The sequence below is a fragment of the Brevibacterium sp. LAARM3_SD1 genome (assembly GCF_057364765.1).
Map to the genome: position 1 here is coordinate 35081 of NZ_JBNFOL010000020.1, position 15920 is coordinate 51000.

The 15920-nt window shown below is 66.8% G+C and carries 13 protein-coding genes and 1 pseudogene; 6 read left to right on the forward strand and 8 right to left on the reverse strand.

All coding sequences use genetic code 11. The features are described from left to right. Nucleotides 1-3: 3 nt before the first annotated feature. The 6 genes from AC2W7L_RS12005 to AC2W7L_RS12030 are packed head-to-tail and all read right to left on the reverse strand — an operon-like array spanning nucleotide 4 to nucleotide 7740. Complete coding sequence (locus AC2W7L_RS12005) at nucleotides 4-1329, reverse strand: alkylhydroperoxidase domain protein (protein ID WP_486004646.1); 1326 nt, start codon at nucleotides 1327-1329, stop codon at nucleotides 4-6. A gap of 1 nt (nucleotide 1330) precedes the next feature. Beyond that, nucleotides 1331-2383: a putative FMN-dependent luciferase-like monooxygenase gene (locus AC2W7L_RS12010; RefSeq protein WP_486004647.1), complete on the reverse strand. Its 1053-nt coding sequence runs from the start codon at nucleotides 2381-2383 to the stop codon at nucleotides 1331-1333. A 5-nt stretch (nucleotides 2384-2388) separates the two neighbouring features. Continuing rightward, nucleotides 2389-4083, reverse strand: a complete 1695-nt coding sequence (locus tag AC2W7L_RS12015; RefSeq protein ID WP_486004648.1) for a dipeptide ABC transporter ATP-binding protein — start codon at nucleotides 4081-4083, stop codon at nucleotides 2389-2391. After that, on the reverse strand, nucleotides 4080-4946 hold the full coding sequence (locus tag AC2W7L_RS12020; RefSeq protein WP_486004649.1) for an ABC transporter permease: 867 nt from the start codon (nucleotides 4944-4946) through the stop codon (nucleotides 4080-4082). Before AC2W7L_RS12020 ends, AC2W7L_RS12015 begins: the two co-directional genes overlap by 4 nt. After that, a complete protein-coding gene (locus AC2W7L_RS12025; RefSeq protein ID WP_486004650.1) occupies nucleotides 4943-6022 on the reverse strand; it encodes an ABC transporter permease in 1080 nt (359 codons plus the stop codon). Before AC2W7L_RS12025 ends, AC2W7L_RS12020 begins: the two co-directional genes overlap by 4 nt. After that, the gene (locus AC2W7L_RS12030) at nucleotides 6019-7740 is read right to left on the reverse strand and encodes a TIGR04028 family ABC transporter substrate-binding protein (RefSeq protein ID WP_486004651.1); all 1722 of its coding nucleotides are present in this window, start codon (nucleotides 7738-7740) and stop codon (nucleotides 6019-6021) included. Before AC2W7L_RS12030 ends, AC2W7L_RS12025 begins: the two co-directional genes overlap by 4 nt. A 190-nt stretch (nucleotides 7741-7930) precedes the next feature. On the opposite strand from AC2W7L_RS12030, the gene AC2W7L_RS12035 reads away from it, so the two are divergent. The 4 genes and pseudogenes from AC2W7L_RS12035 to AC2W7L_RS12050 all read left to right on the forward strand — a co-directional run bounded on the left by AC2W7L_RS12035 (nucleotide 7931) and on the right by AC2W7L_RS12050 (nucleotide 12857). Next, complete coding sequence (locus AC2W7L_RS12035) at nucleotides 7931-8632, forward strand: VOC family protein (protein WP_486004652.1); 702 nt, start codon at nucleotides 7931-7933, stop codon at nucleotides 8630-8632. Further along, entirely contained in the window at nucleotides 8620-9288 is a 669-nt protein-coding gene (locus AC2W7L_RS12040; RefSeq protein ID WP_486004653.1) for a VOC family protein, read from the forward strand. Before AC2W7L_RS12035 ends, AC2W7L_RS12040 begins: the two co-directional genes overlap by 13 nt. Nucleotides 9289-9406: 118 nt before the next feature. Then, a complete protein-coding gene (locus AC2W7L_RS12045) occupies nucleotides 9407-10192 on the forward strand; it encodes a DUF3152 domain-containing protein (RefSeq protein ID WP_486004654.1) in 786 nt (261 codons plus the stop codon). A gap of 116 nt (nucleotides 10193-10308) precedes the next feature. Further along, nucleotides 10309-12857, forward strand: a pseudogene (locus AC2W7L_RS12050) (ATP-dependent Clp protease ATP-binding subunit). Between the two features lie 88 nt (nucleotides 12858-12945). Here the strand turns inward: AC2W7L_RS12050 and AC2W7L_RS12055 are convergent. Both AC2W7L_RS12055 and AC2W7L_RS12060 read right to left on the reverse strand, forming a co-directional pair. Next, nucleotides 12946-13758, reverse strand: a complete 813-nt coding sequence (locus tag AC2W7L_RS12055; protein WP_486004655.1) for a YidC/Oxa1 family membrane protein insertase — start codon at nucleotides 13756-13758, stop codon at nucleotides 12946-12948. A gap of 125 nt (nucleotides 13759-13883) precedes the next feature. Beyond that, nucleotides 13884-14189: a hypothetical protein gene (locus AC2W7L_RS12060; RefSeq protein WP_486004656.1), complete on the reverse strand. Its 306-nt coding sequence runs from the start codon at nucleotides 14187-14189 to the stop codon at nucleotides 13884-13886. Between the two features lie 146 nt (nucleotides 14190-14335). On the opposite strand from AC2W7L_RS12060, the gene AC2W7L_RS12065 reads away from it, so the two are divergent. Together AC2W7L_RS12065 and AC2W7L_RS12070 are read left to right on the forward strand one after the other, a co-directional pair. Then, complete coding sequence (locus AC2W7L_RS12065) at nucleotides 14336-14980, forward strand: ClpP family protease (protein ID WP_486004657.1); 645 nt, start codon at nucleotides 14336-14338, stop codon at nucleotides 14978-14980. Then, nucleotides 14977-15558: a ClpP family protease gene (locus tag AC2W7L_RS12070; RefSeq protein ID WP_486004658.1), complete on the forward strand. Its 582-nt coding sequence runs from the start codon at nucleotides 14977-14979 to the stop codon at nucleotides 15556-15558. Before AC2W7L_RS12065 ends, AC2W7L_RS12070 begins: the two co-directional genes overlap by 4 nt. The last annotated feature ends 362 nt before the right edge of the window (nucleotides 15559-15920 follow it).

Sequence of the window (15920 nt, forward strand, 5' to 3'; positions counted from 1 at the left end):
GGCCTACTTCAGCACCTCGGGTTCGCCGAGGGAGAGCATCAGTCGGTTCGCCCAGTTGAAGAAGGCGGCACAGCTGAGTGCGTCGATGATGTCGCCGTCGTCGAGACCCGCCGCACGCAGCTGCTCGACGTGTGCGACGCCGAAGGACTGCGGGGTCAGGGTCAGTGCCACCGAGGCATCGACGACGGCATCCCACACCTGATCACCGAGGTGGCTCTTCGTGCCGGTTCCCTCGTCGAGGAGGCGTTGGACGACGTCCCGACGCCCGGATTCCTCGGTGGCCCGAGCCGCGTGGACCGACGCACAGAACAGGCACCCATTGAGCCGCGAGGCCGCGGTCGCGGCGAGTTCGCGTTCGGCCCGCCCGAGCCCGTCGGTGGTGTTGAAGAAGATGTCGAAGTCGGTCAGCGTCCGTGCCTTGAGCGCGGAAGGATCCCTCGCCAGCAGCCGGAAGTACGGGTTCTTCGCCCGTCCCGCCTCGATCAGGGCATCCCGTTGGTCATCGCTGAGGTCCGCCTCGGCGACGGGAGCGATCCACGGCACCCACCCGAGCCCACCTTGCTGGAACAGCTTCGGACGGTGGAGATTCGGATACGTCTTCACCCGATCGCCGACGGCCTGCAGTGCCTCTTCGACTCTCGCCGAGGCGGGGCTGTCGTCGGCCCCGTCCGTCTCGTTCGCGGATTCGCCCTCTGACCGGTCCACCTGGTGCGGTTGGGCATCCGCGGTCGCGGAGGCCGCCTCGGTGAGCGCGGCGAGACCGGTGCTGATGCGGATCTGGAAGTTGAGGAACGACACGAGCTGGGCGAGAGTGACGATGCCGTCCTCGTCCCATCCCGCCTCGAGCAGAAGCGCGAGGTGACCCGGGCGGCTGTCGCGCGGATGGAAAACGAGAAGATGAGCGAATTCGAGTCCTGCCGTCAGCTTCTCACCGAGTCTCTCTGCCGTCGCCTCGGCGGCAGTCAGCCACGGCCCGGGAACGTTCTCTTCAGCCAACGCTGCGGATTCGAAGATTCCGTAGGGACCAGCTGTGCCGGCAGGCGAGGTCGCCTCGTCGAGGAGTTCGGCGACCGCCCAGGACACGGACTCGTCTTCGTCACGCAGGAGATCACGGTAGAACTCCTCGGCCCGAGTCGAACCGAGCAGACCCGCGGTGAACGCGGCGACCGCATAACGGTCGCGGAAGCTCACGCCCTTCGGATCGGCGGGTTCGAGCAGAGCCTCGAAGCTCAGCTGAGCATTCTCCTTCGCCTGTGCCCGGTGATCACGCAGGCCATCGAGAGGATCATTCGCCGCGATTCCGGCGAGGAGGTTGATGATATCGGCCATCTCAGTGCACCCGCTCCTTCGTCACGGAGAACCCGAGGGCCGGGGCCACCTCGGTGGCGAGCAGTTCGATCGACCGCAGAGCGGTCTCGTTCGTCGCCGGTACCGAATGCACTTGGAAGCTGACGTCTGTGACCCGGTCGAGGACACGGTCATGGTGCAGCCTCTCGACGACCTGCTCAGGCGTGCCGAGGTAGGTGTCGGTGGCGATGAGGAGCTCATCGAGGCTCAGCCCGGACGTGTCATAGCCGACGAGGCGGTCGGCCTCAGCCCGCAGAGCCGGTTCGGTGATCTCACGCAGCCGGGGCAGGTCTTCGGCATCGGCGACCACGGCGGTGCGGGAAGCGAGGATCCGCGGTTCGACCCCGTCCGGCAGCTGGGAGAGATAGGTGTCGATGACCGGCAGCTGCACCTCGTCGAGGCGTGCCGCCGGGTTGTCCTGGGGACGCGGCTGAGTCCTGGAGAGCATGAGTCCGTCACCGGCAGCGCCGGCCGCACCGGCACCGCCGGCGGAGAACGTCGCCTGCCACAGACGTCGTTCGAGACTCGGACGCTCCGCGTCGGGAACGGGATAGAGACTGTGGTCGGTGGGAAGCCGGTCGCCTGAGAACAGGGTGCGCAGTGTTGCGAGGTTGTCGGCGAAGACCTCGCGACGGTCATCGAAGCTCGTGCCGAAGGCTGGGAAGGACTTCGGATTCCCGCCGGAGCCCAGACCGATCTGGAGGCGACCGGCGGAGAGTTCGTCGAGGACGGCGGCGTCTTCGGCCACGCGCACGGCATTCTCCATCGGCAGGGTGATGATCGCGGTGCCCAAGTCGATTCGGGAGGTGCGGGCGGCGGCATGGGAGAGGAAGACGAGCGGGGACGGCAGCCCGCCCTCTGCCGCGGAGAAGTGGTGCTGGGCGACCCATGCCGAATGGAAGCCGAACTCCTCGGCCGTCTCGATCTGTTCGAGGGCGAAGCGGTAGCGCTGAGCTGCCGGGGCGTCCTCGAGCAGGCGAGTGAAGAATCCGAGCTTCGGTCCGGTCGCCTGGGTGTCGGTCGGTTGAGGGTTCATGGTTCTCAGCTTTCTGCTGCTGCGGTGAGCAGGGTCGGGGTTGCGGGTCGAGTGTTCGCAGGCGCTGCATCGGCCGACAGCGTCGCGGGACGGGGGATCGCCTCGAGCAGAGTGCGAGTGTAGGCAGAACGCGGGCGAGTGAAGATCTCTTCGGTCGCGCCATCGTCGACAAGGTGCCCGTGCGACATCACGGACACCGTATCAGCGATCTGACGGACGACGGCGAGGTCATGGGTGATGAAGACGTAGGTCAGGCCGAGCTCCCTCTGCAGCTCATCGAGCAGCGTGAGAATCTGCGCCTGCACGGTCACGTCGAGAGCCGAGACCGCCTCGTCGAAGACGACGAGTTCGGGTTCGACGATGAGGGCGCGAGCGATCGCGACTCGCTGCAGCTGCCCGCCGGAGAGTTCGGCGGGACGCCGGTCGAGGAAGTCGGTCGGCAGCGCCACTCGATTCATGGCCTCGGCGACGATTCGAGGGCGGGAGGTGCGGTCACCGAGGCGGAAGTTGCGCAGAGGTTCGGTCAGGGTCGAGCGGATCGAATGCTTGGGATCAAGAGCGGAGAACGGGTTCTGATGGACCAGTTGGACGGAGCTCCGGAACTCCCGCAGACGGTGACGTGAGGGACGACCGCGTCCGAGTTCCGCGGCGTCGAAATCGCCGATGCGCACTTGCCCGGACTGGGGTGTGAGGAACCCGCTCAGGGCCTTGCCCGTGGTCGTCTTGCCCGAACCGGATTCGCCGACGAGTCCGTGCGTGGTCCCGCGCGCCACCGTGAAATCCACACCTTCGACGCCGGTGATCTGATCACCCGTGCGGTCGAAGATGTGGGTGAGTGATTCGACGGAGACGAACGGGGTGTCAGTCTGCGTGGTCGCCTCGGTGCGGTCCGGACGTGCCTTCGTCTGCAGCGCAGGGGCATCGGCGATGAGGCGGGAGGTGTACTCGGTGGCCGGGTCGGAGAAGACACGGCCGGCGTGTCCCGATTCGACGATGCGTCCGCCCTGCATGACCACGACCTCGTCGGCGCGCTCGCCGGCGACGGCGAGATCGTGGGTGATGAAGAGGACGCCCATCCCGGTCTCGGCGCGCATCTCGTCGAGGAGGTCGAGGACCTGCTTCTGGACGGTGACGTCGAGGGCGGAAGTGGGTTCATCGGCGATGAGCAGGCGCGGACGCAGCGCGATGGCGGCGGCAATGAGCACCCGCTGCCGCATCCCGCCCGAGAGCTCGTGCGGGAACTGATCGGCCCGCTTCTCCGGCTGGTCGATGCCGACCCGGTCCAGCAGCTCGATGACCTGAGCACGAGCCTCTGCCCGGTTGGCTCGGCGGTGGATGCGCAGCGCCTCGGCGACGGATTTCCCGATCGTCTGCAGAGGATTGAGCGAGGACCCCGGGTCCTGTGGGACATAGCCGATCTGGGAACCGCGCACACCGCGCCACCCGGAGGTGCCCAGGCTGAGCAGATCGAGATCGCCGAGGCGGATCCGCCCGTTCGCGACCCTGGCCGATGGCGGGAGCAGGCCGATGGCCGCGTTCGCCGTCGTCGACTTCCCCGAACCGGATTCCCCGACCACGGCGGTCATCGAACCGGGACGGACCACGAGGTCGAGTTCGCTCACGGCAGGTGCCGCGGAGCCGCCTCGGCGGGTGTATTCGACGGAGAGACCGTCGATGCGCAGCAGTGAGGAGTCGGTCATGATGTCACCTTTCGCAGGGTGTTGCCGATCTGGTGGGTGGCGAGCACGATGGCCATGACCACGAGGCCGGGCAGCACGGTCAGCCACCACGCGGTGGCGACGAAGTCGCGGCCCTCGGCGATGATGAGGCCCCATTCCGGGGTGGGCGGCGGAGTGCCGTATCCGAGGAATCCGAGAGTGGAGATCTGGAGGATCGCCGAACCGACCTGGAGCACCGCCAGTGAGAGCACGGGAGAGATCGAATTCGGCAGGATATGGCGGACCAGGACGGAGAAGAAGGTGCCGCCGGATCCGTAGGCCGCGGCCACGTAGTCGCTCGTGTTGATCTGCACCGCCTGGGACCTGGCCAGTCGTGCGAACTGGGCGATGGCGGTGACTCCGACGGCGATGGCCGCGTTGATCGTTCCGAAACCGAGGACGACGACGATCGAGAGGCTGAGCAGGATCGCGGGGATGGACAGCAGCACATCGATCAGGCGCATGAGCACATCGTCGACGAACCCGCGCCGGGTGCCGGCGATGAGCCCGATCGTGGTGCCGACGATCAGCCCGACCCCGACGGCCACGAGCGCGGCCAGCAGGGACTGGGAGGCGCCGTAGACGACGCGGGTGAAGGCATCGCGGCCGGTCTGGTCGGTGCCGAACCAATGCTCGAGGCTCGGGGCCAGAAGGGCAGGGGTGTCTCCGCCGTCGTTGGGATCGAAGTGGGTGAAGAGACCGGGGAACAGCGCCCAGGCGATGGCGATGAGCAGCACCAGCCCGGAGGCGATGGTGGCCGGGGTGATCGCGGCGCGTGCCCGGCCGCCGCGAACTCGGCGGGTGTCGGTGCCGATGCCTTGGCCGCGTGTGAAGACGATGCTCATGAGTCCTTCTCCTTCGCCTCGTCGTCCCAGTCGAGGTCGACGCCGACGCTGGCCGCGGTCGCCGTCAAGGCGCGACGTGAGGGTTCGTCGTGGCTGAGCAGTGGCCTGCCCGCCGAGGCGGTGCTGCGTTTCGTGCGCAGTCGGACGTCGATGACGGGGTAGAGGAGGTCGACTGCGAGGTTGATGATGACGTAGCCGAAGGTGGCGATGACCACGACGGCCAGCAGGATCGGATTGTCCCGGTGGGTGACCGCTTGGGCGGTGATGAGTCCGATGCCGTTGCGGCCGAACACGGTCTCCGTGACCACGGCGCCGGCGACGAGTTCGCCGAAGACGAGGCCGATGATCGTCAGCCCCGGCAGCACCGCATTGCGGGCGACGGTGTGGACGAGGATCCACAGTTCGGAGGCGCCCTTGGCCGTGGTGACCTTGACGAATCCGGAAGCCTGCACCTCGGTGATGGAGCGGATGAGCACCTGGGCGATCGGGGCCGACAGCGGAACCGCCACGGTCAGGGTCGGCAGCACGAGCGCCTCGGCAGGGCCGGGGTCGACGACGGAGACGAGACCGAGCTGGAAGGAGAAGACCTGGATGAGCAGGATTCCGAGCCAGAACACCGGGATGGAGATGAAGAGACTGGGCACCGAGTCGAGGACTCGCCGCACCTTGGCCGTCGGCCCGGTGGCCGGTCCGAAGGTCGCGAAGACGGCGATGATCACGGCGAGGACGAGGGCGGTGACGAACCCGGAGGCCGCGAGCACCGCGGTCGACGGCAGCGCCGCCGCGATGATCGTCGACACGGCGGCACCGGTCTGCACTGAATAGCCGAAGTCGCCCGTGAGGAACCCGGTGAGGCTCGTGAGGTACTTGCCGAACCAGGAGTCGTCGGCGCCGGTGGCTGCGCGTATCTCGGCGATCTGGTCGTTGGACAGGCCCAGTGCGGGATCGGCGAAGCGGGCGGTGACGCCGTCTCCGGGGATGAGGCTGAGCAGGATGAATGCCGCGGTGAACGCGAGCAGCAGCACGAGGACCGCTTGGCCCAGGCGCAGGAGGAGGTAGCGGGTGTCGAGGATCATTTCTCTCCTGCCAGCCAGGTGCTGTAGAAGTCGGGGCGGCCCACGGGTTCGGTGGTGAAGCCGCGGACGCGGCGGCGGAACGCGAAGACCTGCGGTTCTTCGAAGAACGGCAGCACATAGGCCTGGTCGACGAGGTAGTTCTGGACCGCCTCGGCGGCCTCCTGCCGTTTCTCATGGTTCGGTTCGGACGCCAGCGTCTCGAGGAGTTCGTCGACCTTCGGATCGACCGAATCGTCGTCGGCGTCCGCGCGGTCGACTCCGTTGAGGAAGACGTCGCGGTTGACCGAGGAGTAGTTCGAGCGCAGATTGTCGAAGTCGGCGCGGGCGACCATCGAATGGTAGATCTGCACGGTATCGAGTTCGAGAGCGTCGAGCGTCTGCTTCGACTGGTCACCGGGATTGATCGACAGGCGCACACCCACGCGGCGCAGCTGCTGCTGGATGAGAGTCTGGACCTCATTCGACCGTGGCTGCGGCAGCGCGATATTCACCGTCAGCGCCAGCGGAGTTCCGTCCTTGACGCGGTAGCCCTGCCCGTTGCGCTCGCTCCAGCCGGCCTGGTCGAGGAGACGGTTCGCCTTGTCCGGGTCGAAGTCCCACGACCCCGACTGGTCGACATACCCCATGGCGCCCTTGGCCAGCAGGCCGGTGGCCAGCGGGTAGTTCGGGGTGAAGAGCTTGTCGACGATCTCCTGTCGATCGATGGCGGCGATGAGCGCTCGCCGAACGTCGATGTCGTCCAGCAGGTCGTGGCGGAACCGGAAGTTGATGCTGTTGTTGATTCCGTTCGTCGCCTTCGCATAGAGGCGCAGGCCCTGTTCGGTCACGCGGGACTCATCGGGTGCCTGGACGTCGCGAACGCCGTCTGCCTGTCCGGAGAGCACGGCCCCGATGCGCACGGAGTATTCGTTGTTCGTCAGGTAGTCGATGCCGTCGAGGTGGGCCCGGCCCTGATGTTTCAGGTGCGGGGGCGCCCAGTCGTAGTCCTCGCGGGCACGGACGGAGAGCTTCGTGCCGATGGTCTCTGCAGTGATGTGGAAGGGCCCGCAGGTGTGGATCTGCGTGGCTCCGCCAGGGCCGAAGCCTTCGGCGTCGAGGTCGAGAGTGGAATCGGCGAGCAGGCCCGCGTTCATCGTCGACGTCGCTTGGGCGAAACCGGGGGAGGGTGCCGAGAAGTGGAACCGGACCCGATTCCCGTCGAGGACTTCGCTGCGTTCGTAGTTCGAGATCTGCTCGGACACCGGCAGTGTGCGTGATTCGTCGCCGCGGCCGAAGAGGTCGAAGTTCTTCGCCACATTCTCCGGTGTCAGCGGTGAACCGTCCGAGTAGGTCACGCCCTTGCGGATGGTGAAGGTGTAGGTCGTGCCCTCGGCGTCGGTCTCCGGCAGGTCGGTGGCCAGCCACGGATGGAGCTCGAGGGTCTCGGGATCCTGCCACAGCAGGCGTGCCGAGATGTTGTTCATGATTCCGCCGTTCGGGTAGAAGCCGACCGACGGCGGGTAGAGCAGGGTCCAGGTCTGGGGTTCGAAGTAGGTGAGCACTCCGCCGCGGACGGGTTCGCCCTCGGCCAAGGAACCGGAGTCGTGGGGAGTGCAGGCGGTGAGGGTGAGCAGAGTGCCGAAACCGAGACCGAGGCTCAGTACCGAGCGGCGGTCGAGGCGGCGGTCGGTCAGGCGCTGAGTCAGACGCGCTGAGGTGGAGAGACGGTGATCCGTCATAGGACGTCCTTCGGGCAAGAGGAATGGAACAGAGGGAATTGAGCCGGATGGTTCAACAATATACGGACATTGCGGGCGCCGTTGGTGGCTGGCAGGGGCAGTGTCCGGTATGGGGCCCGAAGTGGATGTGCATGCCCTGAGTAAAACGCATCCGTGCAATCCGCGTCAATCCGGGGCTTAATATTGAGACATGTTGAACACATCGAGTTTCGATCATCTGGTCATCGCCGTGCCCGACCTTGAGGAATATGTTGAGCAATCGTCGGCTCGTCTGGGGGTGAGAGCGATCGACGGCGGGGCCCATCCGGGATTGGGGACAGCCAATGCGCTGCTCGGACTCGAGCTCGGCGACGACCTCACCGAGTCGCTCGGGCTCAAGCCGGAGAACGGTGCGAACTCACTCACGTATCTCGAGATCCTCGGCCCCGACCCCGAGCAAGACCCGGCACTCGCGGCAGGGCGCTTGGCCGGGATCACGGCACCGACCGTGCAGCGGTGGGCGATCCGTCCGGACGATTTCGACGGCGTCGTCACGGCAGCTGCGCGTGCACGGGAACCGCGCGTCGACCTCGGCGAGGTCCATGACATGACCCGACGCCGACCGGACGGGGAGGTGCTCGATTGGCGCCTGACCAGGCGCACCCCGCTGCCATGGTCGGGAATCCAGCCGTTCATCATCGATTGGAAGGACTCCGAGCATCCGGCGAGCCAGAAGATGCCGCGGGTCCGTCTCGAGCAGCTGTGGGCCGCGAGTGATCAGCCGGCTGCGGTCGGCTCGATCCTCGACTTCTTCGGCATCGCTCTCGACATCATTGCCCCAGGCCGCCAAGAGGGGGAGACTGAGGGCCTACACGCTCATCTGAAAGGTCCGGGTGGATCATGGACGCTCTGAACACCATTCCCGCTGAACTCGACCACCTCATCATCACGGTGCCCGATCTCGAGGCCGGGGTCGCCGCCGTCGAAGAGGCCACCGGGGTGCGTGCGATTCCCGGCGGCTCGCACCCGGGGCGGGGGACCGCGAACTTCCTCCTCGGGCTCGCCCCGACGGGCTGGCCGGAGGGAGCGCACACCTACCTCGAGATCCTCGGCCCCGACCCGCAGCAGGAGAAGCCCGCTGACGGCACCCTTCCGCTCGACGCACATCTGGCCACCGAGCCGACCCTGCAGACCTGGGCCATCCACCCGCCGGCGTTCCTCGCGAAGGTCGCGGCCGCGAACACCGCGGGCATCGACTTCGGCGAGGTCCAGGACATGGCCCGCGATACTGCCGAAGGCGACCGTCTCGAGTGGCGGCTGACCACGCGTTCTCCGCTGCCGCACGAGGGTGCGCAGCCGTTCCTCATCGACTGGGGCGAATCCGTCCATCCCGCCGAGGCGGCCCTGCCCACCTGTGAGCTGCTCGAATTCCGTGTGGAATCCCCGGAGCCCGAGGCGGCGCAGCAGGTGCTCGAGGTGCTCGGGGCCGGTGACACCACTGTGGTCGAGGGGTCGGACTGCCGTCTGCGCGCGCAGTTGCGCGGTCCCGGCGGCGTCCTCGAGTTCTGATCTCGTCGAAAAACGCGCTGCGTGTCGAGACACGGGGGTGCGCACGCGTTCCTCGACACTCAGCCCGTTTCTCGGCGAATCAGCCTCATCGTCGCGTGCTGCGGCTAGACTCGCAGGCGTGCTCAGTCGAACCCGCCTCGCTTCCCGCCCACGCCTCCGAATCCTGACCTCGGTGGCCGCTGCCTCGCTGCTCATCGGACTGAGCGCCTGCGCGCCCGCGGCCGATGAAGAGACCCGACCGACTCCGAAAGCGGCCGAAACACAGTCCGCATCGCCAGAGCCGAGCGAGACAGCCAGCGGCGAGCCGAGCGAGTCACCCACGCCCACGAAGACCGCGAGCGTCGAGGACGCTGGAGCGGCCGGAGTCAGCGAAGGCGATATCGACACCCACGGCAGCGGCGAATGGGATCGGCCGAAGGGCGAGACCGGACCCAACCGCGACGACGGCAAGACCTTCAAGGTCGCCCTGCGTGTCGAGGACAACCTGCCCATCGACGTCGATGGGGCTGGCGACTTCATCATCAAGACCCTCCAGGACGAACGCGGCTGGCAGGACATGGACGATGTCTCCATCGAGCTCGTCGACGAGGGCCAGGACACGATGATCTCCATCGCCAGCCCCGACACGGTCGACGAGATGTGCCTGCCGCTGCGCACCCTGGGCAAGCTCTCGTGCCGCAACGGCCCCAACGTCATCCTCAATGCCAAGCGCTGGGTGTCTGCCACGGACGAGTTCGACGACATCGTCCAGTACCGGCAGTACCTCATCAACCACGAGGTCGGTCACGCGCTCGGCCACGGACACGAGTCGTGCCCGGGGCCTGGCGAGACCGCTCCGCTCATGCAGCAGCAGACGAAGGGTCTGCAGGGGTGCAAGCCGAATGGTTGGCCCTCGAAGGGCTGACCGCGCGCTGGCCGGTCACTGCGTGTGACGGCGACCTCAACCTCCTCGGGAATAACGGCGGCCGTTGCCCTGTTGATTGAGTCGTATACGCTCAACTCTGAAAGAGGAGGTCAGCTTTGGCCACATTCTTCGGACCCGCAGGCTCGGGCGGAGACTCGTTCGACGAGTTCCTCGCCCGTTTCCTCCAGGGACAGACCGGAGCCCGCCGAGGCCGTTCCGTCGACATCAACCGACTGCTGAGCAAGCGCAGCCATGAGGTCATCGAAGCGGCCGCGGAGTTCGCAGGCCGCCACGGCGAGTCCGAGGTCGACGCACTCCATATCCTGCGCACCATGGTCGATTCCGAACCCGGCATCTCCGCCGTGCGTCAGGCAGGCGCCGACCCCGAGGCCATCGCCCACGCGATCGAAGAGCGACTTCCGGCCAGCACCGACACCGAGGCGGATTCCACGCCCACGCTGACCGGTTCGGCCCAGCGCGCACTGCTCGACGCCTACCAGGTGGCGCGAGCCTTCGGGTCGACGTACATCGATCCGGAGCACATGTTCTTCGCCTTCGTGCTCAATCAGGAGATGCCCGCCGGTCGGATCCTCGCCCAGGCGGGAGTCACCCAGGCCGCGCTCCAGGCCGGAGCCGAGGCCGCAGAAGCCGCAGGCATGCACCCCGGCCAGGAGGCCGAGGGCGAGGACGGTCAGGAATCCGTGCTGGAGAAGTTCGGCACCGACCTCACCGAACTCGCAGCCGAAGGCAAGCTCGATCCCGTCATCGGCCGTGCAGAGGAGATCGAGCAGACGATCGAGATCCTCGCCCGCCGGACGAAGAACAACCCGGTTCTCCTCGGTGAAGCCGGCGTCGGCAAGACCGCGGTCGCCGAAGGCCTCGCCCAGGCCATCCACTCGGGTGACGTGCCCAAGCAGCTGCAGGGCAAACGCATCATCGCCCTCGACATGCCCGGAATGCTCGCCGGCACCCGCTACCGCGGTGACTTCGAGGAGCGCCTGACCGGAGCTCTGAACGAGATTGCGGACGACGGAGACATGATCGTCTTCGTCGACGAACTCCACACCCTGGTCGGTGCCGGGGGCAACGGCGAAGCGAACTCGATGGACGCCGGAAACATCCTCAAACCGCGACTGGCCCGCGGCGATCTGCACATGATCGGCGCGACCACGCTCAAGGAGTACCGCACCATCGAGAAGGATTCGGCTCTCGAACGCCGCTTCCAGCCGGTGACCGTGGGTGAACCGAGCGTCGAGGATGCGGTGACGATCATCGACGGACTCAAGGATCGCTACGCGGAGTTCCACGAGGTGACCTACACCGCCGAGGCGGTCCGTGCCGCCGTGGAGCTGTCGAACCGCTACATCACCGACCGGTTCCTGCCGGACAAGGCCATCGACCTCATCGATCAGGCCGGCGCCCGGATGTCGCTGAGGCGCGGACCCGCGGTCGATATCGAGGCCCTCAAGCTCAACCTCTCCGAACTCGAGGCGGAGAAGAAATCCGCAATCGAGTCGAGGACTACGAGCGCGCCGGCCGTGTCCGCGACGAGATCAACGAGGTGACCGCACGGATCGAATCCGCCGAGAACCCGGATGCCGAGGCCGCGAAGACCGCTGCCGCCGAGGCGATCATCGGTGAGCAGGAGATCGCGCATGTGGTCTCCCGTGCCACCGGAATCCCGGCGGAACGGATGACGCAGACTCAGAAGGCACGTCTGGCGAACATGGAAGAGGTCCTCCACGACCGTGTGGTCGGACAGGACGAAGCCGTGACCGCCGTGTCGCGCGCCATCCGCCGCAGCCAGACCGGTATGGCCGATCCCGACCGTCCCATCGGCAGCTTCCTCTTCCTCGGCCCCACCGGCGTCGGAAAGACGGAGCTGGCGAAGGCTCTGGCGCAGACCCTGTTCGACGACGAATCGGCCATGATCCGATTCGATATGAGCGAGTTCGGCGAACGCCACACGGTGTCGCGTCTCGTCGGTGCCCCTCCCGGCTACGTCGGCTACGACGAGGCCGGTCAGCTGACGGAGAAGGTCCGCCGTCGCCCGTATTCGGTCATCCTCCTCGACGAAGTCGAGAAGGCTCATCCGGATGCGTTCAACCTGCTGCTGCAGGTCCTCGACGACGGTCGGCTCACCGATGGTCAGGGCCGGACGGTCGATTTCCGCAACACCGTGATCATCATGACCTCGAACCTCGGTTCCGAGTTCATGTCCGGCACTCCGCTGGGCTTCGCCTCCGGTGCAGCCGGGGACGCGGAGAAGGACCTCAAGGCCAAGGTCATGGGTCGGCTGAAGGAGTTCATGCGGCCGGAGTTCATCAACCGCATCGACGACACCGTGATGTTCTCGCGGCTCGACCGCGAGCAGCTGCGCTCCATCGTCGGTCATCAGCTCGCCGCGTCGAAGCAGCGTCTCGAGGCTCAGGGCATCGCCCTCGACGTCTCGGCCGAGGCTCTCGACTGGCTGGCTGATGAAGGCTACGAACCCGAGTTCGGTGCCCGTCCGCTGCGTCGCACGATCCAGCGTGAGCTCGACGACCGCATCGCCGATCTCCTCGTCACCGAGTCGGTCGAAGATGGCGGCACCGTGCGTGCCACCGTCGTTGACGGCGCACTCAAGGTCGTGGCCGGGGCCCGCCCGGAGCCGATCATCGCCTGATCACCGAGGCGGCCGGCACCGGCCGCCGACACAGAGCCCGGGGCGGAGGACGTTGATCCTCCGCCCCGGGCTCTGCTGTGTTCCGGGCTCAGCCGGATACCGCGGTGGTCGCCTCCGGCTGCGGATCGTTCGCGCCGAGGAGGCGGTTGAGGATCAGCCGTTCGCCGAGCGTCCAGGTGGTCGTCGTCGCCAGATAGAGTGCCGCGGCCAAGGGGACGAAGAGTGCGAAGATCGCGGTGAGGAAGGGCATGAAGCTCAGGGTCTTCATCACCCCGGACAGATCCGGCATCGCCGGAGCATCTGCACCATTCTTGGCCGGGGCAGCGGTCGGGGTCTCGGGCACGGCCGGGGTGAGCAGGTGCCGGGAGAACGCGGCGACGACGGTGATGAGCACGACGAGGACGAGGTAGACCGTGATCGCAGTGCCGGTCAGATCGCCGGCGCCGAGGAGTTTGACGAAGCTCGTATTCAACGGCAGACCGAAGAGCGTATGCCCGAGCAGCTCATTGGCATGCCCGCCGATCGTCGAATTGATGAAGAGACCATAGACCGCCATGAGTACCGGCATCTGCGCGAGCACCGGCAGGCACCCGGCGAAGGGGGAGGCGTTCTCCTCCTTGTACAGCTCCAAGAGCTTCTGCTGCATGAGTTCCGGCTTGTCCTTGTATTTCTTCTGCAGCGCGGTGATCTTCGGGGCCAGACGCTTGCGAGTGATGCCGGCCCTGACCTGGGACACCCCGACGGGGATGAGCACGGCACGCACCAGAACGGTGAGCACGATGACGGCCAGGGCGGCGCTGAAGCCCCCGGCGAGGGGCTCGAGAATGTCGCTGATTCCCGTGACCACCGTGTAGGCGGCCTCGACGAGCAGACGGATGGGCAGGAATTCGTAGATGTTCACGGGTGAGTGTCCTTCGGACAGGGCGCACTGCGGCGCGGTGGAATGGGCCGTCTGAGGCCATCACCGTGACGATCACCCGCGCCGAGGCGGGGGAGGAGTTCCGTACGGAACGTGATTGAGGTCGTTCAGGCGATGGCGTGAACGACGGCCGAGGGGGCTCTGGGCAGAGCAGTACCCGGGGTGCCGGGCTCCTCGGGCATGCGGAATTCGCGGGTGCTCCGGCGCGTATCCGGCAGGGACGGCGGACGTGCCGACAGTGAGAGCACCCGCAGCAGGGCGATGCTCGCCCATGCGGCGATCGGCGTCAGCAGTGCCGCACCGAGGAGTGCCAGGACGATGAGATGAGTGGGGGACTGGGGGACGACCGAGTCGAGGTCGGAAGAGAGCACGACGACGAGCAGCTGCAGAGTCAGCCACATATTCGCCATCATCTTGTCCCCTTTCCAGTGCGACGATGCTAGCACGCGGGCCTGTGCGGGCCTGTCAGAATAGCGGAGTCCGTCCGCTCACAGCGGCAGGTGTCTGCGCCGAGCGGATTCGGGTTCCGCGCACCCATCGCCGCTGCGAGGGTGGACGCATGATCACTCACACCTCTTCGCCACACAGCCGACCACCCACATTCTCCGACTCCGACGAGGCCGCGGCAGCCGCCGCGATTCCCGAATCCCAGCGTATGCTCTACGCCTACCGGTCCGTCGTCTTCAACGGCGAGCTGCGGGACGAGAACGGAATGGAGATCATCTCCCGCCTCGTCCTCCTCTCCGCCGAGGACCCGCACACCGACATCCACCTGTGGATCAATTCTCCGGGCGGTTCCGTGCCGATGATGCACGCGATCGCCGACACGATCGCCGCCCTGCCCAACGACGTGGTCACGATCGCTTTCGGGTGGGCCGCCTCGGCGGGGCAGTTCGTGCTCATGATGGGCACGCCGGGTAAGCGCCTGGCCCTGCCCCACGCCCGCATCCTCCTCCACCAGGGCTCGGGTGGGATCGGCGGAGCCGCGGCCGACGTCGAACTCCAGGGAGACGACCTCCGAGAGGTCCGGGACTCCGTCCTGCACCGGATCGGCGAGGCGACCGGGAAATCGTATGACCGCATCTTCGAGGACTCCCTGCGCGACCGGTGGTTCACCGCTGAGGAGGCGATCGAGTACGGGCTCATCGATCGCGTCATCGATTCTCCGGCCGATCTGCGCGCTCAGATCGGTGGGGGACGATGAGCCAGTACACGATTCCCAATGTCGTCGACCGCTCCGGCGGCAGCGAGAAGATCGTCGATGTCTACTCGCACCTGCTGGGCAACCGCATCGTCTACCTCGGCGTGCCCATCGACGACGGGGTGGCGAACACGATCATCGCTCAGCTGCTCCACCTCGATTCGAGCAGCCGGGACCTGCCGATCAGCATGTACATCAATTCCCCGGGCGGGTCCCTGACCGCGATGACCGCGATCTTCGATGCGATGCACCACATCGGCGCACCCGTGGCCACCACGTGCGTCGGACAGGTCGCCGCCGATGCGGCCGTGCTCCTGGCCGCCGGTGAACCGGGCCAGCGGGCCATGCTCGCACACGCCCGCGCCGTGCTGCGACAGCCGCACGCCGACGGTGCACGCGGCACGATTCCCGATCTCATCGTCGCCGCCGACGAGATCGTCCGACAGCGCCGAGAGGTCGAGGAGATGCTCGCCGGCAGCACCGGACGGACTCCGGAGCAGATCCACCGCGACTTCGATCGTGACCTCGTTCTCGATGCGAAGGCGGCGCGCGATTTCGGACTCGTCGATGCCATCGTCTGACACTCTGCTCCCGCTGGAGTGGTCGGACGTACTCCCCGAGGATGACGACGACGTCCGGTGCGGGTCGCTACCATCGGAGAATGAGACCGGAACGTCCTGATCGCCGAGCACCCGCGGAAGGGATTCCGCCGCGCGCTCGCAGACGGATCGTCCTTCTCACCGTCGCTGCGGTGGTGCTGCAACTGCCGTTCGCCATCGTTCTCGCCGTGCAGACCGAAACGTCTGCGGCCGCGATGATCGTCCGCATCGGCACCGCGGTCGTCTCACCCGCGATCTTCTTCTTCGCCGCGAGGTGGCCCGGACCGCGCGTGGCCGCACTGGCCGGTCTCACCCTTCTCGACATCCTGGTGTGGGCGGCGGTG

What these genes read in the sequence shown, in the direction of transcription:
- AC2W7L_RS12005 (WP_486004646.1), bottom strand. Translation starts at nt 1,329, where the DNA reads ATGGCCGATATCATCAACCTCCTCGCCGGAATCGCGGCGAATGATCCT.
- AC2W7L_RS12010 (WP_486004647.1), bottom strand. Translation starts at nt 2,383, where the DNA reads ATGAACCCTCAACCGACCGACACCCAGGCGACCGGACCGAAGCTCGGA.
- AC2W7L_RS12015 (WP_486004648.1), bottom strand. Translation starts at nt 4,083, where the DNA reads ATGACCGACTCCTCACTGCTGCGCATCGACGGTCTCTCCGTCGAATAC.
- AC2W7L_RS12020 (WP_486004649.1), bottom strand. Translation starts at nt 4,946, where the DNA reads ATGAGCATCGTCTTCACACGCGGCCAAGGCATCGGCACCGACACCCGC.
- AC2W7L_RS12025 (WP_486004650.1), bottom strand. Translation starts at nt 6,022, where the DNA reads ATGATCCTCGACACCCGCTACCTCCTCCTGCGCCTGGGCCAAGCGGTC.
- AC2W7L_RS12030 (WP_486004651.1), bottom strand. Translation starts at nt 7,740, where the DNA reads ATGACGGATCACCGTCTCTCCACCTCAGCGCGTCTGACTCAGCGCCTG.
- AC2W7L_RS12035 (WP_486004652.1), top strand. Translation starts at nt 7,931, where the DNA reads ATGTTGAACACATCGAGTTTCGATCATCTGGTCATCGCCGTGCCCGAC.
- AC2W7L_RS12040 (WP_486004653.1), top strand. Translation starts at nt 8,620, where the DNA reads ATGGACGCTCTGAACACCATTCCCGCTGAACTCGACCACCTCATCATC.
- AC2W7L_RS12060 (WP_486004656.1), bottom strand. Translation starts at nt 14,189, where the DNA reads ATGATGGCGAATATGTGGCTGACTCTGCAGCTGCTCGTCGTCGTGCTC.
- AC2W7L_RS12065 (WP_486004657.1), top strand. Translation starts at nt 14,336, where the DNA reads ATGATCACTCACACCTCTTCGCCACACAGCCGACCACCCACATTCTCC.
- AC2W7L_RS12070 (WP_486004658.1), top strand. Translation starts at nt 14,977, where the DNA reads ATGAGCCAGTACACGATTCCCAATGTCGTCGACCGCTCCGGCGGCAGC.